Here is a 21,145-nt window from a genome sequence, read left to right as displayed (position 1 = left end):
GTGGTTACGCTGTGCCGTCAGTCAGGCCAAGGCCCTGCTGCAGTGCGCAGTTGGCTGCGGTGACCACCCAGCCCTGTTGTTCGGCAAACGCCTCGCTAAGCAGCAGGCCCCCCGTTGGCTGGGCGACCAGCTCGCCGCGTTGCAGATGATATAGCTCGCCGGTGGGTTCGCCGTTGCGGTATTCGGCCAGAAACAGGTCCGGTTGCTGGTGGTCAACCCGGGCGATCAGTTCCCTGCTGTCCGGATCAAGATATTCGTCGGCATGCAAGAGCGAAGGGGCGTCTATGTCGTCCGGCAGAGCAAGCTGCATCTGGTAGACCAGTTGCAGCGAACTGGTCGGCAAGTGGACGTATGCCCGTGGGCGCTCAAGCAGGTTCAGCTCACGGCAGAGCACCGGCCTGGTATTTCCGGCACGTGCGCCAAGGGTGAAATGGCGTTCACTGTCCAATGGCAGGCTCTCTGCATAGGGCGTTGGCAGCCAGGTATCCTGATAGCGCCCCTGCAGCCAGCCGCTTCGGGTCTCGATCAGCAATTCCTCGGCGATCTCGGTCATGACGGTCAACAGTGGCACGCGCAGTTCGTGGGAAGGAACGTAGCCGGACAACAGTTTCAGAACCTGGTCGCCATGGTCCGGCCGGTCCTGACGTACCAGCAGGCGGAAATCCCGCTGCTGCCAGTGCAGATACAGATCGACCGAGACCCCCAGGTTGGCCAGAACGACATTGAAGTGGTTGGGATCGCTGAGCTGGAGCTGGAGCGGGACGCGACGCTCCTGTATCTGGGCAAAACTCAAAGGGCTGCCGGTTGGTTCGTAGCGTAATACCTCTGCACTGGCGGTAACCGCGATGGCCTGGGTCTTGAATGCGACGGGGTTTTTCCGGGCAACGATTTGAGTCATGCCTTACTCCATGCTGGATAGTACCGACAGGGCCGCGCTGACATTCTGCGCAAGGTGGCTGGGGGTTATGGTGCCGATAATCGCGCTGGTCACGCCGGGGTGCCCGAGAACCAACTCCAGGCTCTTGCGTACCGGGTCCTCGCCATTCAGGCAGACGTGTCCGCTGGCCAGCGCTTTTTTGATCAGAATGCCCTTGTTGTGTTGCAGGGCGAAGTCGAGCACCTCGCGCTCTGCCTGTTCGCGCAGGTTGTAGGTCACCATGGCGCAATCGCCCTGCTGCAGGGCACGCAGACCACCGGCTACCGTCTTGCCGGAGAACCCGTAGGCGAGAATCAGGCCTTCCTGCTTGAGTTGGGCCAGCGTCGGGTAGACCTCCTGATCCAGCACCTCAAGATCGTTGCCGTCCGAGTGCACCAGTACCAGGTCCAGTCGATCGGTGCCCAGGCGCTGCAGTGACCGTTCTACCGAATGGCGGGTATGTTTGGCCGAGAAATCAAAATGCGACTGGCCTTCGACAAACTCCTCGCCAACCTTGCTGCAGATGATCCAGTTGTCCCGCTGGCCCTTGAGCAGCGGGCCAAGGCGGTGCTCGCTGGTGCCGTAGGCCGGCGCGGTGTCCAGCAGGTTGATGCCCAGATCATGTGCGAGCGCGAGCAGGTTGCGCACAGCGTCGTCGTCTGGCAAGTCGAAACCGTTCGGATACTTTACGCCCTGATTACGGCCGATCTTGACGGTACCCAGCCCGAGGGGAGACAGGCGCAGGCCGGTGTCTCCCAGGGTGCGGTAGAAGGGGTGCAGGGTACTCATTGGAAGCAGGCGTCCCAAAGCGGTGCTGCCACACGTGGGCGCGGCAGGTCTGGCGGCAGCGGTGGATGCCCAGTCGATGTTACCTGCTGGCGGGTCAGTTCCTGCATTACCAGATCGCTCAGATTGGGTGCCAGGGCCAGCTTGGTCGGCCAGCTGATCAGCGCGTTGTGGCAGGCTTGAACGTAGGCGTTATCGGGGCGTACCAGCCCGCTCTGGGCCGGCTCGGCCCGGTTGACCGGCAGGGTGGTCCACTGGCACGCGCTTAGGTCGATCCACGGCAGCAGCTCACGGAGTTCGCGGCGAGCCTGGTCGATCAACTGGTCCGGTGCTTGATTGACCCCTTGCTCTGCGAGGTCGCCACCCAGATACCAGCACCACTGGCCGTCTTCACAGGGGTGAGTGGTGACGGTCAGGCGCGGCTTGGGGCTGGCGCCGAGACAGTGGGCATACAGGGGTGGCAGATCCGGGCCCTTGACCAGCACCATTTGCAGCGGGCGACGCTGCATTGCCGGCTCGCTGACGCCCCAGTCCTGCAGCAGGCCTTCGGTACCTTCACCGGCGGTAAGCACATAACGGCTCGCGCGAACCCGTGTGCCGGCCAGCTGAATCCCGGCTATCTCGCCGCTGTCGTCACGCAGGATGTGTGGGTTATTGTCGCTGATCAGGCTGTCGCCCGAGAGCTCTGCCAGACGCTGGATGACATCCGGCACGTCCAGTACCAGCTCACCGAGCTGATACACCTTGCCCTTGAAACCCGGGTTGTTGAATACGGTGGGTAACGCCTTGCCCTTGATCTGATCCACCCGCCCGCGCAGGGCCTTGCTGGCAAAAAAACCGGCCAGATTGCTGATCAGGCTGCCGGGTGACCACAGATAATGGTGCTGGGAAAGCACCCGCACGCCACTCAGATCCAGTTCGCCTTCGCCGGTCAGGCACTGCCGCCAGCGGTTGGGCATGTCGGCGATCGCCTCCGTTGCGGCGTTGAGCTTGCCACCGAGTGCATACTTGATACCGCCATGGATGATGCCCTGTGACTTGACGCTCTGACCGCCTCCCAGGGCGCCACGCTCAATCAGCACGGTATGATAGCCAGCCTTGCGCAGGCGCGCGTTGAGCCATAGTCCGGCGACGCCGCCGCCGATAATGCAGATGTCAGTATCCAGGGTTGTACTCATGTGCTCCCGCAGCTCTGGTTAAAAAGGCTCCCTAGTATAGTCACTGGGGGCCTGCCTGGTCACATCTGTTACCCTAGGAGCCAGCGCTGTTTTAGCGCAGCCCTTACCGGACGCCTAGCTGCTACAGGATGCTTTCATGGCCCGTCGTCTCTATACCCTGTTTTTCTTCCTTTGCCTGCCGCTGATTTTGTTGCGTCTGCTGTATCGCGCGATCAAGGCGCCTGCCTATGCCCGCCGCTGGGCCGAACGTTTTGCTCTGGGAGGCGATGTGCGCAGCGGCGGAATCTGGGTGCACGCGGTGTCGGTCGGCGAGAGTATTGCCGCCGCGCCCATGGTGCGTGAATTGCTCAAGCGGTATCCGGCGCTGCCGATCACCGTCACCTGCATGACGCCGACCGGTTCCGAGCAGATCCGCAAGCTGTTCGGCGGTCAGGTTGGTCACGCCTATCTGCCCTATGACCTGCCGTGGCTGCAGCGTCGGTTATTGCGCCGGCTGCAGCCAAAGATCGGCATCATCATGGAAACCGAGCTGTGGCCGAATCTGGTGGCCGAGGCCGGGCGCGCAAGGGTGCCATTGGTGCTGGCCAATGCGCGGCTGTCGGCTCGCTCCGCCCGTGGCTATCAGCGGGTAGGCGCGCTGGTTCGGCCAATGTTTGCGGCGCTGGACTGGGTTGCCGTGCAGAGCCAGGCCGAGGCTCTGCGTTTTATCGAGCTGGGTGTGGGGCGCGAGCAGATGCAGGTGACTGGCAGCATCAAGTTCGATTTTCGTCCCGATCCGCAGCAGGTGCAGCAGGCGCAGGAGCTGCGCGCGCGCTGGGGCAGCGACCGCCCGGTATGGATTGCGGCCAGCACCCATGCTGGTGAGGATGAGCAGGTGCTGCGAGCGCATCGTCAGGTACTGGATACGCTGCCCGATGCGCTGCTGATTCTGGTGCCGAGGCATCCCGAGCGCTTTGATTCGGTCGCGCGCCAGGTCAGTGAGACGGGTTTCGGTATGGTACGGCGCAGCAGTGGTGCGCTGCCGGCTGCTGACCAGCAGGTGCTGGTTGGCGACACCATGGGCGAGCTGGTGTTTCTCTACGCCTGTGCTGATCTGGCGTTTGTCGGCGGCTCTCTGGTGCCGAACGGCGGTCACAACTATCTTGAGCCGGCGGCACTGGGGCTGCCGGTGTTGTCCGGGCCGCACCGCTTCAATTTCACCGAAATCAGCGAGTTGCTTGAAGGCGCAGGCGCCCTGCAGGTGGTCGCTGACGAGACAGCTCTGGCGGTCGCTGTACAGCAATGGTTGCAGGACAGCCCTGCGCGTCAGCGCGCGGGCCAGGCCGGGCAGGCAGTAGTGGCTGACAATCAGGGGGCGCTGGAGCGCTTGCTGCAGGGGATCGACCGGTTACTGCATTGAATGCTCAGAACAAACCAAAACAGCGCCCTCGGGCGCTGTTTTGGTTTTCGTGCTCCGCGTTCAGAACGTGCTGCTGTCGCCGTTGGCTGGCATGGCAGGCGGCTGCGGCTGGCCGCCCATCGACATCTGCCGGGCTTCCTCTTCGGTTGTCTGCGGGATGAAGTCCCGATCCGGGTCGTAGTTCGGGTTCAGCCACTGTGACAGGTCCTGCAGATCCTGCGGGCTGAGTGTACCGGCCGCCTGCTTCAGGCTGAGGTTGTTGATGATGTAGTTGTAGCGCACGGTGTTGTAGTCGCGCACGGTGCGGAACAGGTTGCGCTGGGCTTCCAATACATCCACCACGTTGCGTGTGCCGACTTCGTAACCGGTCTGGGTGGCGTCGAGCGCGGCCTTGGCGGAGACGATGGCCTGACGCCGTGCGGCCACTTCATCAACGCTGGAGGTGACGGTGCGGTAGAGGTTGCGCGTGCTTTCCACAACCCGGCGCAGCTGCGCCTCGCTGCTCTGCTCGGCCTGGGTCAGGCGGTAGGTCGACTCGCGCACGCGGGAGGTGGTCAGGCCGCCGGTAAACAGCGGCATGCTCAGTTCCACGCCAAAGCTGGTCAACTCTGTATCGGTGCTGGCCTGACCGGTACCGGCGATGCTGGCGCCGCCGTTGCTGTAGCGCACAAAGGCATCGACGACCGGTGCATAGCCGGCCTTGCTGCTGCGCAGGCTGTCTTCGGCGCTGTCGATGGCGTAACGGCTGGCCTGCAGGGTCAGATTCTGTTCGGCGGCGGTTTCGACCCACTGCTGCATGCTGGCCGGTGTCGGCGGCAGGATCGGCAGCTCGTGGCTAATGCCGTACAGGCTGTCGTAGTCCTGAGTGGTCAGACGGGTCAGCGCCTGGTAGCTGACGTCCAGATTGGTCTGGGCGGTCAGGCGCGCTGCGCGGGCGCTGTCGTATCCCGCCTGTGCCTCGAGGACGTCGGTGCGTGCGGACAGGCCGACTTCAAAACGCTCCCGTGCCTGCTCCAGCTGGCGGGAAAAGGCTTTTTCCTCGGCTTTTGCCGTTGCCAGGTTGTCTGAAGCGCGCAGGACGTTGAAGTAGGCCTGGGAGACCTCAAGGATCAGGTTCTGCTGGGTCGCCGAGAACTCCAGCTGGGCCTGCTGACTCACCGACTTAGCGGCCTGGTAGCTGAACCAGCGGTCAGCCCGGAACAGGGGTTGGGTAAGGCTGGCCTGATAGTAGTGGTTGGAGTATTCGTCGCCGCCTACGTTATCAATGTCGAGGTCCTGGCGTGAGGCGCCGGCGGCGACGCCGAGGTTGGGCAGCAGCTGCGAGCGGGCCTGGGGCAGGGCTTCCTGACGGGCCAGTGCATCCGCTTGTGCTGCGGCCAGGTCAGCGCTGTTGAGCACCGCCTGCTGGTAAACGGTCATCAGATCGGTATTGGCAGCGGCGTGAGCGGAAGCTCCGGCCAGCAGCAGTGCAACGGTAAGCGGACGCAACATGCACGAATCCTTCGCATGAGAGGAGGTCAGGCAAGGCTAAAAGGGTCGGGGGCCGGGGTCAAGCGGCTTTGGGGAACACAATTGGGAACAATCTGTTGTTGCGACTTTTGCTGACGTTTTCGCGGATTTTGTCAGCCATCACGGGCGCTTTGATCTGCGTGTCGGGAAGGGATATCTGTCGTGGGCTTGAGACGGTAACAGCATATCTCTAGACTGTGCGGACATCTTGACGGGGTGCTGCCTGCTTGCAGGGGGCTGAGATGATACCCGTTGAACCTGAACCGGTTAGTACCGGCGTAGGAATCGAGATCGATCGCAGGCTTCAGTCCGTCCGGGCTGGGGTGGTCGTGGTCATTCGGTTCCCTGCGCACCTCAACGCAGTGGAGCACAATAATGAACAGCACGTTGCCTGATACCGCCATCGCCACCTCTGGTGCCGACAGCGCCGCCACCCAGCCTTTCCCCAATTCCCGCAAGGTCTACCTGACCGGCTCGCGCCCGGATATCCGCGTACCCATGCGGGAAATCAGCCTGGCCGACACGCCAACCGACTTTGGTGGCGAGGCCAACGCACCGGTGCTGGTCTATGACACCTCTGGCCCCTATACCGATCCGGGTGTCAGCATCGATTTGCGCGCGGGGCTTGCCGATGTGCGCAGTGCCTGGATCAACGAACGTGGTGATACAGAAGTGTTGCCGGGGCTGACGTCCGAGTTTGGCGCCGCGCGTCTGGCTGACCCGTCACTCGACCATATGCGTTTTGCCCACGTGCGCACGCCGCGCCGCGCCAGGGCCGGCTGCAACGTGACGCAGATGCACTACGCCCGCCGCGGCATCATTACGCCGGAAATGGAGTTCGTCGCGATTCGCGAGAATATGAAGCTGCAGCAGGCGCGTGATGCGGGGCTGCTCAAGGATCAGCATGCCGGTCACAGTTTCGGCGCAAGTATTCCGAAGGAAATTACCCCCGAGTTCGTGCGCGAAGAGATCGCCCGTGGTCGAGCGATTATCCCGGCCAACATCAACCACCCGGAACTGGAGCCGATGATCATCGGCCGCAACTTCCTGGTAAAGATCAACGGCAATATCGGTAACTCGGCCCTGGGCTCCTCCATCGAGGAGGAGGTCGAGAAGATGACCTGGGGTATTCGCTGGGGCTCCGACACGGTAATGGACCTGTCGACCGGCAAGAATATTCACGAAACCCGCGAGTGGATCATCCGTAACTCGCCGGTGCCGATTGGCACCGTGCCGATCTATCAGGCGCTGGAGAAGGTTGGCGGCGTGGCCGAAGACCTGACCTGGGACATCTTCCGCGACACGCTGATCGAACAGGCTGAACAGGGCGTGGATTACTTCACCATTCACGCTGGCGTGTTGCTGCGCTATGTGCCGATGACCGCCAAACGGGTCACCGGCATCGTGTCGCGCGGTGGCTCGATCATGGCCAAGTGGTGTCTGGCGCACCACAAAGAGAATTTCCTCTATACCCACTTCGAGGACATCTGCGAAATCATGAAGGCCTACGACGTCAGCTTCTCGCTCGGCGATGGCCTGCGTCCCGGCTCCATTGCCGATGCCAACGACGAAGCCCAGTTCGGCGAGCTGGAAACCCTGGGCGAGCTGACCAAGATCGCCTGGAAGCACGATGTGCAGGTCATGATCGAAGGTCCGGGCCACGTGCCGATGCAACTGATCAAGGAGAACATGGACAAGCAGCTGGAGTGCTGCGATGAGGCACCGTTCTACACCCTGGGTCCGTTGACGACCGACATAGCTCCCGGCTACGACCACATCACCAGCGGTATCGGTGCGGCGATGATCGGCTGGTTCGGCTGCGCCATGCTGTGCTATGTAACGCCCAAGGAACACCTGGGGCTGCCGAATCGGGATGACGTCAAGACCGGCATCATTACCTACAAGATCGCCGCCCACGCTGCCGATCTCGCCAAGGGGCACCCGGGCGCGCAGATTCGTGACAACGCCCTGAGCAAGGCGCGCTTCGAGTTTCGCTGGGAAGATCAGTTCAACCTGGGTCTGGATCCGGATACCGCGCGTGCCTTCCACGATGAAACGCTGCCGAAGGAGTCGGCCAAGGTGGCGCACTTCTGCTCGATGTGCGGCCCCAAGTTCTGCTCTATGAAGATCACCCAGGAAGTGCGCGAATACGCAGCCGAACAGCGTATTGCTGCGGTTGATCTGGCGGTTGAAGAGGGCATGAAGGCCAAGTCGCAGGAGTTTCGCACTACCGGATCGCAGCTCTACCACAAGCTCTAGCAAGTCAGTGCGGCGAGGGTTCTGGCACGTCTGAACCCTTGCCGTTGCCCCGAAAGATATGCGAGCTTAGACGCTCGGCAGCCGATCCTGCTCCGTTATGGATATGCCTGATCTGCTGCGATTCGTTTCCTTTGGGGGTATTGCCTTGTCCTTTACGCGTGCCGACGTGGAGATCATCAGCCGGGAAGATGGCTTCCGTGGTTTCTATCGCCTGGATGTCCTGCAGCTGCGCCATCGTCTGTTCGACGGTGGCTGGGGCCCGGTACTGCGCCGTGAGCTGTTCGTGCGCCACGACGCTGTCTGTGTGTTGCCCTACGACCCCTGGCTGGATCAGCTGGTGCTGATCGAGCAGGTGCGGGTGGGTGCGCTGGAAAAAAGTGACAGTCCGTGGATGCTGGAGCTGGTCGCCGGCCTGATCGATACCGATGAGGCGCCGGAGCAGGTCGCTCACCGCGAAGCGCAGGAAGAGGCCGGTTTGACGCTGCTGTCTCTGCACCCCATTACCCGCTATTTCCCGTCCCCCGGCGGCAGTGACGAGCGTGTGTATCTGTATTGTGCGCTGGTCGACAGTCGTGGTGCGGGCGGTATTCACGGATTGGCCGAGGAAGGCGAGGATATTCGCGTCAGCCTGTGGCCGCGGGCCGAGGCCATTGCCGCGGTTGAGGATGGCCGGATCGACAATGCCGCCAGCATCATCGCGCTGCAGTGGCTGCAGCTGCATGCCGAGCGCTTGCGCGCCGAGGCGGGGCCCCAGCCATGATGACCTTGCGCAAGCCCCGTTATCACGTTGACCTGATTGGCCTGCAGGCGCTGTGCGAGAGCAATTACTGGAAGCTGCTGAAGCTGATGCCGCGTATGCACGAGGAGGATGAGCACCGCATTGTGGTCGATGCTGGCGATGGTGCGGTTCAGGCGCTGGTCATGCGCGTGCTTGAGCGTTGCCCCTATACCTCGACGCTGCAGCTGTTTCACGAGCGGCGGCACGAGTGGGTAACACCGCCGAGTATGGAAGTTCGGCTTTATCACGATGCGGGCCTGGCGGAGGTGGTTGCGGCCTATAACAGTCGCCGGTTTCGGGGGGTGTACCCCTATCCGAACGAGCAGATGTTGCAGCCGGACGAAAAGTTTCAGTTGAATCAGTTTCTCGGGGAGTGGCTGGGATACTGTCAGCGCAATGGACAAAGCGCGCAGCCGTTATCAATTGCCGGCCAGGGTCTGTGACCGAATCGCTGGATTCCTGTGGCGGCAACGGCCAAGATTGAGTGTAAACAAGGAGCGAGAAGTGGGGGCACGATGTCGTTAGGGGCGGATTTCGTCTGCGTGGTGCAGTTGACGGACAGTCACCTGTTTGCCGATGCGGGTGCTGACCTGCTGGGGCTGGATACGCACGCCAGTTTGAACGCTGTCATTGATATGGTGCTTGAACAGACACCCGAGATGGACGTGGTGCTGGCGACCGGGGACATAACCCAGGATGGCAGCGAAGATGCCTACCGTCGGTTTATCGCCGCCAGCCAGCGCCTGCCCGCACCCTGCTACTGGATTCCCGGCAATCACGATGACGCCGAATTGATGGCCGAGGTTGGAAGGCCTCTTGGCCTTAGCCGGCCCTGGGTTGACCTCGGCAACTGGCGAATTGTTCTGCTCGATACCAGTATTTCCGGTGCCGTGCCTGGCCGACTGGCAGCATCACAGCTCCAGATTGTGGATGACGCACTGGCGTCAGCAGACGAGCGCCACGTCATGGTTTGTCTGCATCACCAGCCGGTCGACATCGGCAGCGACTGGATGGCGCCGATCGGGCTGCTCAATCCGCAGGACTTGCTGGGCCGTATCCAGCATCGCCCCGAGGTAAAGGTGGTGCTTTGGGGCCATATTCACCAGCAGTTCGACCAGCAGCTTGGTCATTTGCGTCTGCTGGCCACGCCTTCCACCTGCGTCCAGTTTGCCGCGGGCAGCAGCGATTTTGCTACTGATACGCTGGCGCCTGGTTATCGTTGGCTGCGTCTGTACGACGACGGTCGTATCGAAACGGCTGTTCGCCGCCTTCCGGAAGGCCTGTTTTTGCCTGAGCCGGGAGCAGTGGGCTATTGAGTTGCAGCCGCACTGACGGTGGCAGGCAGTCCGCTCGCCGGATACTATGTGACCCCATGCAAGCTCACTCCGATGGCCGGCGTCAGTCAGTCAGGCAGGCGGGTGGGCGTTGAAGAAATTCAAGAAGGATACCTGCTCACACCATGTCAGATTCGACCTATAACGCGGATGCGCTTGAAGTACTCAGCGGTCTCGATCCGGTGCGCCGCCGACCGGGCATGTACACCGACACCACGCGTCCCAACCACCTGGCGCAGGAAGTCATCGACAACAGTGTCGACGAGGCACTCGCCGGGCATGCCCGCAGCATCAGTGTGGTACTGCATCAGGACAATTCGCTTGAGGTCAGCGATGATGGTCGCGGCATGCCGGTGGATATTCATCCTGAGGAGGGCGTCTCGGGTGTTGAGCTGATCCTTACCCGCCTGCATGCCGGCGGCAAGTTCTCGAACAAGAACTACCAGTTCTCCGGCGGTTTGCACGGGGTTGGTATCTCGGTGGTCAACGCGCTTTCGCTGCGGGTTGAGGTCCGGGTCAAGCGCGATGGACAGGAATACGCCATGGCGTTCGAGAATGGCGAAAAGGTCCGTGAGCTGGAGGTCATCGGTACCGTCGGCAAGCGCAATACCGGCACCACGGTCATCTTCTGGCCGGATGCCAAATATTTCGATTCCCCCAAATTCAGCATCAGCCGGCTCAAGCATCTGCTCAAGGCCAAGGCTGTACTGTGCCCGGGCCTCAAGGTCGACTTTGACGACCGTCAGGCCGGGGAAAAGATCAGCTGGTACTACGAAGACGGTCTGCGCGATTACCTGGTCGACAGCTGCGCCGAATGGCCAAAACTGCCGGAAGAACCTTTCGCCGGCAGTTTCAGTGCCAAGCAGGAGGCGGTGGACTGGGCCGTGTTCTGGTTGCCCGAAGGCGGTGAGTTGGTCCAGGAAAGCTACGTCAACCTGATCCCGACCGCCCAGGGCGGCACCCACGTCAATGGCCTTCGCGCAGGGTTGCTTGAAGCGATTCGCGAGTTCTGCGAATTCCGCAACCTGCTGCCGCGTGGTCTGAAGCTGGCGCCGGAGGATATCTGGGAGCGGGTCAGCTATGTGCTGTCACTGAAAATGGCCGAGGCGCAGTTCTCCGGCCAGACCAAGGAGCGACTGTCGTCCCGTGAGTCGGCTGCCTTCGTATCAGGCGTCGTCAAGGATGCCTTCAGTCTGTGGCTGAATCAGCACGCAGAGATCGGTCAGCAGATCGCCGAGATGGCGATCAGCCATGCCGGGCGTCGGCTCAAGGCAGGCAAGAAGATCGAGCGCAAGCGCATTACCCAGGGGCCTGCCCTGCCGGGCAAGCTGGCGGACTGCGTCGGGCAGGACAGCAAGCGCTCGGAGCTGTTTCTGGTGGAAGGTGATTCCGCCGGCGGTAGCGCAAAGCAGGCGCGAGACAAGGAGTTTCAGGCCATCATGCCGCTGCGCGGCAAGATTCTGAATACCTGGGAAGTGGAATCCAGTGAGGTGCTGGGCTCGCAGGAAGTGCACGACATTGCGGTTGCCATCGGGGTTGATCCGGGCGCGGCCAGTCTCGAGCAACTGCGCTATGGCAAGATCTGTATCCTCGCCGACGCGGACTCGGACGGCCTGCACATCGCGACGTTGCTGTGTGCCTTGTTCGTCCGTCATTTCCGCCCGCTGGTTGAAGCCGGTCATGTTTTTGTGGCCATGCCGCCGCTCTATCGTATCGACATCGGCAAGGATGTTTACTACGCACTGGATGATGCCGAAAAGCAGGGCATCCTCGACCGTATCGAAGCCGAGGGCAAGCGCGGCAAGATTCAGGTTACGCGCTTCAAGGGCCTGGGCGAAATGAACCCCTTGCAGCTGCGCGAAACCACCATGGCGCCGGAAACCCGCCGACTGGTGCAGCTGACCGTCGATGAGACGCAGGATACAGAGCAGTTGATGGACATGCTGTTGGCCAAAAAGCGCTCCTCCGACCGTAAGGTCTGGCTCGAGAGTAAGGGCAATCTGGCTGAGGTGCTGCTTTGATGAGTGGCATCCGTCTGCGCCTGCTTGGCGCATTCCTGATGGCAGTCAGCGGTGCTGCGCTGGCATTTGAGCGCGCCCCGGAGTTGCAGCTGGAGTCTGCCTTGCCGCTGGATGGCATGCCGCGTGGCAATCTGTCTGCACTGCAGCGCTGCGACGGGCGCTTGCTGGCTGTATCTGATCGCGAAGATAGCAGTCTGTTTGTGCTGCAACGTGCCGAAGACAGCTACCAGGCTGAGGTTGAAGCGTTTTTGCTGCCGGCACAAGCGCCTTCGATGCTGCCTGTGCAACTGCTTGCAGGTGCCTGGTTGCGCGGTCTGAGTGGCCCGGCACTGGATTTCGAGGGTCTGGCGTGCGACAGCGAGGGCAACCGCTATCTGGTGAGCGAAAGCCAGTTGGGGGTGTTGCGTCTGCCGCCGTCGGCTGAGCAAGCGGTGACCGGTGAATGGCTGACGCTGGATGCGACCGTTTACACCGAAGGTGAGGCGCGTGGCTTATGGCAGCAGATAAACGCGCTGGCTGAAGGCATCGCGGTTGACGCCGAGGCTGGAACCCTTTGGCTCGCTGCCGAGCGCCAGGCGCGGGGCCTGATCAAGTTGCAACGTCAGGGCGATGAATGGAAATGCCCGCTGGCCGGTTGTGTCCTGCTGGCGGAGCGTCGATTCCTGCCAACCGAGCCCTTTGGTCCCGGTATTTTGAATCGAGAAGTGATGCCGGTGGATTTTTCTGATCTGGTGTTCTGGCAGGGGCGGCTGTGGACGCTGGAGCGCAATGCGCATCAGGTCTGCCGCCGCAATCCGCTATCGGGCAAGCGTGAGCGCTGCTGGTCCTTTGCCCAGAGCGTTTTGGTCGAACCGTATTTCTATCCGGACGCTCCCTTCGGATTGGCCGAAGCGCTTCTGATCAGCGATGACGGCATCATCATCGGTCTGGATAACAACGGCCGGGCGCGTCCGGATGGTGATAAGCGGCCCTGGTTGTTCCACTTTGCTCTGCCTGACGACTGGCGTGAGGGCTATCAGCCGTGACCGAGCCGTTGCCACCCTCACAGCGCAAGCTGGGGACCGGGATGATGATTCTGGCCTGGGTGGCCGGGCTGCTGCTGGCGGCCTACTGGTTCAGCAGCGTGGAAGAGCGTCAGCGCAATCCCAATCAGCGACCGGCATCGAGTCAGTTGGGCAATGCCGTGGAAGTGAGGCTGGAGCCGAACAGGCAGGGGCACTATCTGCTCATCGGTCAGATCAACCGCAAGGCGGTGACCCTGCTGGTTGATACCGGTGCCAGTTTTGTCGCCGTTCCTGCCGCGCTGGCTGACGAGCTGGGGTTGCCACGTGGTCGGCAGTTCATGGTCGATACCGCCAACGGCACCGCCGAGGGCTACGCCACGCGGCTGCAGACGCTTCAGCTGGGCGACATTCTGTTGCACGACGTCGAGGCCGGTATCGTGCCCGGTATGGCGGGTGAAGAGGTATTGCTGGGCATGAGCGCCCTCAGGCAACTGGATTTTCGTTCGCAGGGCGGTGATCTGCTGCTGCGACAGTATCAATGAGTTATCTGGCAGGCAGGGCAATGCGCGCTGCCGCCTGTGTGGAGAACAAGCATGAGTGATGCACTGGATCTGAGCCTGGACGGTATTGAGCGACGTTCGCTGGCGTCCTTTACCGAGGAGGCTTACCTCAACTATTCCATGTACGTCATCATGGATCGGGCGCTGCCGCATATCGGCGACGGCCTCAAGCCGGTGCAGCGCCGTATCGTCTATGCGATGAGTGAGCTGGGGCTGTCAGCCAGCTCCAAGCACAAGAAATCGGCACGTACCGTTGGCGACGTACTGGGCAAGTACCATCCGCATGGCGATTCAGCCTGCTATGAAGCCATGGTGCTGATGGCCCAGCCATTTTCCTACCGTTACCCGCTGGTGGATGGTCAGGGCAACTGGGGTGCGCCGGACGATCCCAAGTCGTTTGCCGCGATGCGCTACACCGAGGCCCGTCTGGCGCGCTACAGCGAGGTATTGCTGACCGAATTGGGGCAGGGCACCGTCGACTGGCAACCCAACTTTGACGGCACAATGGATGAGCCCATGGTTCTTCCCGCACGGTTGCCGAACCTGCTGCTGAACGGCACCACCGGTATCGCCGTTGGCATGGCCACTGACATTCCGCCGCACAACCTGAAGGAAGTTGCCGCGGCCTGCATTCGTCTGCTGGACGATCCGGGCGCCGGCCTTGACGAGATTCTCGAGCATATACAGGGGCCTGACTTTCCGACCGAGGCGGAGATTATTACCCCTCGCCAGGAGCTGCTGAAGATGTACGCCAGCGGCCGCGGTTCGGTGCGTTGCCGCGCCGTCTGGAGCAGGGAAGACGGTGAGGTGGTTATCACCGCGCTGCCGCATCAGGTGTCCGGTGCCAAGGTACTCGAGCAGATTGCCGCGCAGATGCAGAACAAGAAGCTGCCGATGGTAGCTGACCTGCGTGATGAGTCCGATCATGAAAACCCGACGCGTATCGTGATCGTACCGCGCTCCAATCGGGTCGATCTGGACGATCTGATGCAGCATCTGTTTGCGACCACCGACCTTGAGCACAGTTATCGGGTCAACATGAACGTGATCGGCACCGACGGCAAGCCGGCGGTGAAGGACCTGTGGGGCATGCTCAGCGAATGGCTGGGTTTCCGGGTTGCCACGGTGCGTCGCCGTCTGCAATTCCGTCTGGACAAGGTACTGGCGCGTCTGCACCTGTTGGACGGTTTGCTGGTCGCCTTCCTCAATCTGGATGAAGTCATTCACATCATCCGCACGGAGGAGCATCCGAAGGCGGAACTGATTGCGCGCTTCGACTTGAGCGAGCTGCAGGCCGACTACATTCTTGACACCCGTCTGCGTCAGCTGGCGCGGCTGGAAGAAATGAAGATACGAGCCGAGCAGGACGCGCTGCGCGAAGAGCGCGACGAGTTGCAGAGCATTCTCGGCGACGAGCGCAAGCTGCGCACGCTGGTGCGCGACGAGCTGGCTGCCGATGCCCAGACTTATGGTGACGAGCGTCGCTCGCCGCTGGTTGAGCGTAAGGAAGCGCGTGCGCTGTCGGAAACCGAGCTGGTACCTTCCGAGCCGGTGACGGTGGTGCTGTCCGAGAAGGGCTGGGTGCGTTGTGCCAAGGGCCACGATGTGGATGGCACTGCGCTCAGTTACAAGGCGGGTGACGGCTTCCTAGCGCAGGCCAGTGGGCGGTCCAATCAGCAGACGGTATTCATCGACAGCACTGGTCGCAGTTACTCACTGTCGGCGCATACACTGCCGTCGGCGCGTGGCCAGGGTGAACCGCTGACCGGTCGCTTCAGTCCGCCGACCGGGGCAGGATTTGACGCGGTATTGATGCCGGATGAGCAGGGCTTGTATCTGCTGGCATCCGACGCCGGTTACGGCTTCCTGGTCAGGGGCGAGGACATGCTGGCCAAGAACAAGAACGGCAAGGCGTTGCTGAACATTCCGGACGGCGGTCGAATTCTGGCTCCGCAGCCGGTCCGCTATCCGCAAAGCAGTCACCTTGCTGCGGTATCCAATGAGGGGAGGCTGCTGGTATTTCCGCTCAAGGACCTGCCGCAGCTGTCCAAGGGTAAGGGTAACAAGATCATTTCGCTGCCTGCGGCGCGGGTGAAATCGCGTGAGGAGTTCGTTGCCGGGCTGGCGGTGTTGCCACCGGGTGCGCAGCTGGTCCTGACCGCCGGCAAGCGCACATTGACGCTGAAGGCGGCCGACCTTGAGCACTATAGCGGTGAGCGTGGCCGGCGCGGGAACAAGCTGCCTCGCGGCTTCCAGAAGGTTGATGCGGTTGCAGTAGAGCTGGGAGCTGCGGCAAGCAGTGAACCTGCCGCAGAGTAGCGAGGCTGGCGCCAGTGTCAGGACTGGCGCTGGTTGTACAGTGCGCTGAGCTGACGCTCAAGCAGCGACTGATAGGGCTCGAGCAGGCGTTCGATGCAGAAGGTGCCAGGCTGGCTTGCCAGACGCCGCGCCGATGCGCATTGCGACAGGCCTTCGCTGGCGGCCAGTTCGGCATCCACCAGCAGCAGGTTACGGCTGTGCTGCAGGTGTTCCATAACCTGCTGACAGGCCGAATGCTGCCCCAGGGCTTCATCGCTCATCCCTTCAAGGCCGGCCGCATGACCCAGCGCCAGTTGCAGATGCAGGGCGATACCGGTGTCGGCAATCTCGATCTGCAGATCATGGCCCAGCACGCGCAGCAGTTCGCCGCAGCACAGTCCGTGTTTCAGTTCTGATCCATCCCCTGTGCTATCTCGGAACAGTACGATACTGGTGCCATCGTGCAGGGTATGTTGTTCTCCACCGTAGAGTTGACAGGCATGCTGTACTTGCTGACGGTAGCGTTCCAGCAGTCTCATCAGGCGGTCGCGGGGCAGGCGGCGAAGGGCGTCGTGGTTACCCAGGCGCACTGCCAGCAAGCCCTGTTTCTGAAGCGGTGCTTCGGACTCTGCTTCGGTCTCGCTCTCTGTTTCCCCTGCAGTCTGCGCATGCTCGACGGCCTCGCCATCGCTGTCGCTCGTTGATTGCGAGTCTGCGGGTGCTTGCGGGCCGTCTGCGGCGTCATCGTCGTCCTGCGGCGCGTCAGGCACCAGTATCGGGATGGCACCGGTGTTGAGTGCGGGTGCGCTGGTAATCGGTGCCGGTTCGGTTAACGGCTCGGGCTCGGCTATTATTTCTGGCTCTGGCTCTGGCTCTGGCTCTGGCTCTGGCATCAGGCCGCGATTGTTGAGCAGCGTCCGTGACAGTTCACCCAGTTCATCGTTGCGTTTGCAGGCAGGTGCCGGGTAGACGGGGGTGCTGTCCCACAGCGCCAGGGCGTTGAGCTGACGCGCCAGTTCGCGGCCGCGATGCCAGGCGAAAAGCCCGGCGACGCAGCCAATCAGCAGTAGGCCCCAGATCAGGCGCTCCAGCATCAGGTTGGCGGGCTGGATAAATGGCGAGGCTGCCAGTGTCAGCTGGACCTGTCCGGTGAGCTGATCCTGCAGATGTATCGCCGCAATGTATTTCCCCTGGCCGGGTGCACGCTGCTGGCGGGGCGGTTCGCTGCCAGCCTCGGCGATCAGGCGATTGCTCGGTGAGTAGAGGCTGGCGTGGGCGATCATCGGGTTCTGGTTCCACTGGGCCAGCAGGATGTTGAGACTCAAGCGATCTTCCGCTGCCAGTGGCTCGGCGGCACTCGCCGCTATCTGGCGCGCCAGTGTGCTGCCAACGCGGTCGGCCTGCTGGGCGACATCCTGTTGTAACTGCACCTTGCCCAGCCAGAGGATGAGCGCCAGGATCAGGACCAGGGGCGCGACCACCATCAGCGGCATCGTGCCGGCCAGCGTCGGTGAGCGGCGGCGCAGGTTGGCATAGCAGCGCAGGAACAGATTGTCGTGGGATGGCGTCTTGTGGCTCAAAGCGGGACTCTATGGTTGCGCAGGTATGGATCTCGGGGGAGACGGGACATTGCCGGTTTCGCGAGTATAGCCATTCCCTATATGGGGCAAAAGGCTGATCTGTGAGGTGTTGGGCAAATGCGGGTAGAATAGGCGCCTCACTTTTAACTGGGAGCGAGCGTCTTGAAGGAAATCGTTCTGATCAACATCACCGGTCCTGATCGCCCGGGTCTTACCGCGGCCATCACCGGGCTGCTCGCCCGGGCGCAGGTCAATATTCTCGATATTGGTCAGGCGGTCATCCATGACACGCTGTCCTTCGGCATTCTGGTCGAGATCCCAGCCGATCACGGTAGTTCCGATGTGCTGAAAGAAGTGCTGTTCCGAGGCTACGAGCTGGATCAGCAGGTACGTTTTACCCCTGTCAGTGCGGACGAGTACAGCCGCTGGGTCACCGGGCAGGGCAAGGCGCGTCATATCGTAACCTTGCTGGCTCGCCGGGTAACTGCCGAGCACATTGCCCGGGTCAGCGAGATTACTGCGCGCTATGGCCTCAATATCGACCATATTGACCGTTTGTCCGGCCGTATCCCGGAGGGCTTGCCCGAGGATCAGGGCAAGGGCTGCATAGAGTTCTCGGTGCGCGGTGAGCCGGACGATCCGGCAGCGCTGCGTGCGGAGTTTCTTGCCATCGCCCAGGAGCTGAATGTCGATATCGCCTTCCAGCAGGACAGCATCTTCCGTCGCAACCGTCGTCTGGTCGTTTTCGACATGGACTCCACGCTGATTGATGCAGAGGTAATCGACGAGCTGGCCAAGGCGGCAGGCGTTGGCGAGGCAGTAGCGGAGATTACCGAACGGGCGATGCGTGGCGAGCTGGACTTTCGCGCCAGTTTTCGCGAGCGGATGGCCCTGCTCAAGGGGCTTCCGGTTTCTACCCTCGACAGCATTGCCGAATCGCTGCGGCTGACCGAGGGCGCCGAAACGCTGATTTCCCAGTTACGCCGGTTGGGCTACAAGACGGCCATCCTCTCCGGTGGCTTCAACTACTTTGCCGAGCGCCTGCAACAGCGTCTGGGTATCGATTATGTCTATGCCAATGCGCTGCCGGTAGAGGACGGGCTGGTCACCGGCGAGGTGCAGGAGCCGATTGTCGATGGTCAGCGCAAGGCCGAGTTGCTGCGTCAACTGGCCGCCAGGGAGGGAATCAGTCTGGAGCAGACTATCGCTGTGGGCGATGGGGCGAACGACCTGCCGATGCTGTCGATTGCCGGCCTGGGTGTCGCCTTCCGGGCCAAGCCGCTGGTCAAGCAATCGGCCAAGCAGGCGATTTCGACACTGGGGCTGGACGGCATCTTGTATCTGCTGGGCTTTCGCGACCGCGACGGCATGTAGCAGCGTGCACCGGGACCGTCCTGATGGCGGTGCCCGGTGCAGGGTCAGTCTGCGGAGAAGTCGTAGTTCATGCTGTCGCTGGGTGGCTGCAGGTAGTGGCCCTGAATGTAATTGGCACCTGCCTGCCAGAGGGTTGGCATCATGGCTGCGCTATCGACGTAGGGCACAATGGTCAGCTTGCCCTGGCTGTGCAGGGAGTTGATGATTCCCTTGAGCGTCTCTACGGCTTTCGGGTCGGACAGGTCGCGGGTGAATGAACCGTCGATTTTGATGTAGTCTGCGTGCACATGTTTCAGCGCCGCATACGGGTTTAGTGCGCCGCCAAAATGGCTGATCGAGACCCGGCAGTGCATGCGGTGCAGTGCCTCGGTATGCACCTTGGCCTGCTTGAGGTAGGTGTTTATATCGGCGTCATGGAACTGGAATATGATGGCGTCAGCCGGCAGCCTGGCTTCCTTCAGCTTGCCGGCAATCCATTCCACCATGTCCGCTTCCTGCAGGCTTGCCCCGCTCAGATTCAGAAGCAGGTGGGTGTCGGCGCCGCGTCCGCGATGATTGCTGAGGAGCTTGACTGCCTGGGTGATTACCCAGCGATCAATCTCCAGTGCCAGCCCGGCTTCCTGGGCCGCTGGCAGGAAGTCGGCCGCTGGTACTTCCTCGCCTTCATGGTTCAACAGGCGCAGGAAGGTCTCGTAGTTTTCCGCTTCGTCACCACGCAGGCTGATAATCGGCTGGAACAGCAGGCGGAAGCCGTTGGTTTCCAGGGTGTGTCTGATCAGGGCAATCAGGTTGCCGCGGTTGGCCTGCAGTGCCAGCTCTTCCAGCGGGTTGAACACCTTGATGCCGTTGCCGCCGCTGTTGCCCAGTTGCTCGGCGAGGCGGTGTGCGCGATCAATGGCTTCGACCGGATCGGCGTTGGTTTCGCTGATGGATGCGACACCCATGCTGACGGTCATCCGAACTGTCCGGCCGTTGGTTTCAAACAGATGGGTCTCGATCTTGGTTCGCAAGGCTTCGAGTTGCTCTGTGGCCGCCTCGGGCTCCTGGCCCTCAATGAGGATGCTGCAGACGTCGTCGGCGAAGCGCGCCATCAGGGTGTCTTCACTGAAATGGGTACGGAGCATCTGTGCCAGATCGGTCAGCAGCAGGTCGGCAGCGCCGATGCCAATGTCGGCTTGCAGACTGCTGAAGCCATCTATGCTCAGGTAGACGAGGGTACTTGGCTGACCTTGGCGAACGGCCTGGTCGCGCACGCTATCCAGTTGCTCCTGGAAGTAGGCGCGATTGAACATGCCGGTTACCAAGTCACGGCTGGCCATCTCCTTGAGTTTTTCCTCGAAGTCGCTGCTGGCCGTTTCTGCCCGGATGACGACCTGGGTGCAGGGTTCGCCGTCATAGCTGGCTGGAGAAAAGTTCAAGACCACCGGGAAGCGCTTGCCGCTGCTGTCCACTGCCTTGCAGCGAATCTCGTTCTGGCCACCCTGGCTGGCGTAGTGGCGAAGGAAATCCTTGAAGGCGCCCTGATCATCGCCATCGATAAGCCCCACCATCGGTTCTGCTGCCAGGTCATCCGGATCTTCATAGCCGAACAGCTCGCCGTAAGCACGGTTGGTATAGATATGCATGCCGTCATGCACGTAGGCGATGGCGTCCACGGAGCTGTCCAGCAACAGCTGGCAGCGCTTCTCGGCTTCGCGCAGGGTCTGTTCGACGATGCGACGTTGGCGGCGCGCATTCAGATTGGCCAGCTCGCGGTCGACGATCAGGGTCAGAAGTACGTCGGCATCATGCGGGACTGCGTCGGTCATGCCGCTGCGTAGCGCTTCGGTGCGCATTTCCAGATCAATTTCGGGCTTGAGCAGGATGAACGGGATGTCTCTGGATTGGCGTTTGATCAGGGTGATGGCGTCTTCCGCCGTCATGTAACTGGTTTCGGTCTGGGCCAGGCAGATATCCCAGTTCTGCTGCAGGCATTCCTGCAGATCTTCGATGGAGGTAACCCTGTGGGCGCGTGTGGCGTGGCCTGCATTACGCAGCAGACTGACCATACGCTCGGCATTGTTCTGGGAGTCGTCGAGGATCAGCAGCTTGATGGCTTGGTTGTCGTTGGCCATGGTCTTCCGGGGGGTGCAGGGCCGGTTTGAATGGC

General features: G+C 61.7%; 16 protein-coding genes and 1 riboswitch. Of the genes, 10 read left to right on the top strand and 6 right to left on the bottom strand.

What is annotated here, in order from left to right:
• Positions 1 to 4: 4 nt before the first annotated feature.
• From AC13EY_RS12315 to AC13EY_RS12305, 3 genes are read right to left on the bottom strand one after another with little or no spacing between them, the layout of a single operon-like run.
• Positions 5 to 898: a metal ABC transporter ATPase gene (locus AC13EY_RS12315; RefSeq protein WP_228245163.1), complete on the bottom strand. Its 894-nt coding sequence runs from the start codon at positions 896 to 898 to the stop codon at positions 5 to 7.
• 3 nt (positions 899 to 901) lie between these two features.
• Positions 902 to 1,705 carry an aldo/keto reductase gene (locus tag AC13EY_RS12310; protein ID WP_228245164.1) on the bottom strand — a complete coding sequence of 268 codons (804 nt, stop codon included), beginning with the start codon at positions 1,703 to 1,705 and terminating at the stop codon, positions 902 to 904.
• Positions 1,702 to 2,880, bottom strand: coding sequence for an NAD(P)/FAD-dependent oxidoreductase (locus AC13EY_RS12305; RefSeq protein WP_228245165.1), 1,179 nt, complete (start codon positions 2,878 to 2,880; stop codon positions 1,702 to 1,704). The genes AC13EY_RS12310 and AC13EY_RS12305 overlap by 4 nt, the downstream gene beginning before the upstream one ends.
• Before the next feature lie 136 nt (positions 2,881 to 3,016).
• On the opposite strand from AC13EY_RS12305, the gene waaA reads away from it, so the two are divergent.
• Positions 3,017 to 4,279, top strand: coding sequence for a lipid IV(A) 3-deoxy-D-manno-octulosonic acid transferase (gene waaA, locus AC13EY_RS12300; RefSeq protein WP_228245166.1), 1,263 nt, complete (start codon positions 3,017 to 3,019; stop codon positions 4,277 to 4,279).
• 60 nt (positions 4,280 to 4,339) lie between these two features.
• On the opposite strand, the gene AC13EY_RS12295 is transcribed toward waaA, so the two are convergent.
• Positions 4,340 to 5,770 (bottom strand): TolC family outer membrane protein, encoded by a 1,431-nt coding sequence (locus AC13EY_RS12295; RefSeq protein ID WP_228245167.1) that lies wholly within the window; start codon positions 5,768 to 5,770, stop codon positions 4,340 to 4,342.
• Positions 5,771 to 5,990: 220 nt separating this feature from the next.
• A riboswitch (TPP riboswitch) is annotated at positions 5,991 to 6,090 on the top strand.
• Between the two features lie 73 nt (positions 6,091 to 6,163).
• Here AC13EY_RS12295 and thiC point away from each other — a divergent pair.
• The 8 genes from thiC (at position 6,164) to parC (ending at position 16,063) form a co-directional block, all read left to right on the top strand.
• Positions 6,164 to 8,047, top strand: a complete 1,884-nt coding sequence (gene thiC / locus AC13EY_RS12290) for a phosphomethylpyrimidine synthase ThiC (protein ID WP_228245168.1) — start codon at positions 6,164 to 6,166, stop codon at positions 8,045 to 8,047.
• A 103-nt stretch (positions 8,048 to 8,150) separates the two neighbouring features.
• On the top strand, positions 8,151 to 8,807 hold the full coding sequence (locus tag AC13EY_RS12285) for an NUDIX domain-containing protein (protein WP_228245171.1): 657 nt from the start codon (positions 8,151 to 8,153) through the stop codon (positions 8,805 to 8,807).
• Positions 8,807 to 9,268 carry a DUF1249 domain-containing protein gene (locus tag AC13EY_RS12280; RefSeq protein ID WP_228245361.1) on the top strand — a complete coding sequence of 154 codons (462 nt, stop codon included), beginning with the start codon at positions 8,807 to 8,809 and terminating at the stop codon, positions 9,266 to 9,268. Before AC13EY_RS12285 ends, AC13EY_RS12280 begins: the two co-directional genes overlap by 1 nt.
• A gap of 72 nt (positions 9,269 to 9,340) precedes the next feature.
• Positions 9,341 to 10,141: a 3',5'-cyclic-AMP phosphodiesterase gene (gene cpdA / locus AC13EY_RS12275; RefSeq protein ID WP_228245172.1), complete on the top strand. Its 801-nt coding sequence runs from the start codon at positions 9,341 to 9,343 to the stop codon at positions 10,139 to 10,141.
• A 143-nt stretch (positions 10,142 to 10,284) separates the two neighbouring features.
• Positions 10,285 to 12,180: a DNA topoisomerase IV subunit B gene (parE, locus tag AC13EY_RS12270; RefSeq protein WP_088273420.1), complete on the top strand. Its 1,896-nt coding sequence runs from the start codon at positions 10,285 to 10,287 to the stop codon at positions 12,178 to 12,180.
• On the top strand, positions 12,180 to 13,205 hold the full coding sequence (locus AC13EY_RS12265; RefSeq protein ID WP_228245173.1) for an esterase-like activity of phytase family protein: 1,026 nt from the start codon (positions 12,180 to 12,182) through the stop codon (positions 13,203 to 13,205). Before parE ends, AC13EY_RS12265 begins: the two co-directional genes overlap by 1 nt.
• 41 nt (positions 13,206 to 13,246) lie before the next feature.
• Positions 13,247 to 13,726 carry a retropepsin-like aspartic protease family protein gene (locus AC13EY_RS12260; protein WP_228245362.1) on the top strand — a complete coding sequence of 160 codons (480 nt, stop codon included), beginning with the start codon at positions 13,247 to 13,249 and terminating at the stop codon, positions 13,724 to 13,726.
• A 51-nt stretch (positions 13,727 to 13,777) separates the two neighbouring features.
• The gene (gene parC, locus AC13EY_RS12255) at positions 13,778 to 16,063 is read left to right on the top strand and encodes a DNA topoisomerase IV subunit A (protein WP_228245174.1); all 2,286 of its coding nucleotides are present in this window, start codon (positions 13,778 to 13,780) and stop codon (positions 16,061 to 16,063) included.
• A gap of 17 nt (positions 16,064 to 16,080) precedes the next feature.
• Here parC and AC13EY_RS12250 read toward each other — a convergent pair whose 3' ends face one another.
• Positions 16,081 to 17,622: an AhpA/YtjB family protein gene (locus tag AC13EY_RS12250; protein WP_335600339.1), complete on the bottom strand. Its 1,542-nt coding sequence runs from the start codon at positions 17,620 to 17,622 to the stop codon at positions 16,081 to 16,083.
• Between the two features lie 162 nt (positions 17,623 to 17,784).
• Here AC13EY_RS12250 and serB point away from each other — a divergent pair, with 162 nt between their 5' ends.
• Positions 17,785 to 18,996, top strand: coding sequence for a phosphoserine phosphatase SerB (gene serB / locus AC13EY_RS12245; protein WP_228245177.1), 1,212 nt, complete (start codon positions 17,785 to 17,787; stop codon positions 18,994 to 18,996).
• Positions 18,997 to 19,040: 44 nt separating this feature from the next.
• Here serB and AC13EY_RS12240 read toward each other — a convergent pair whose 3' ends face one another.
• Positions 19,041 to 21,110 carry a GGDEF/EAL domain-containing response regulator gene (locus AC13EY_RS12240; protein WP_335600338.1) on the bottom strand — a complete coding sequence of 690 codons (2,070 nt, stop codon included), beginning with the start codon at positions 21,108 to 21,110 and terminating at the stop codon, positions 19,041 to 19,043.
• Between the last annotated feature and the right edge of the window lie 35 nt (positions 21,111 to 21,145).

The sequence above is a fragment of the Halopseudomonas sp. L-58 genome, assembly GCF_056859475.1.
The sequence above is the reverse complement of the archived record's forward strand: the minus strand, read 5'-3'. Positions and strand labels throughout refer to the sequence as shown.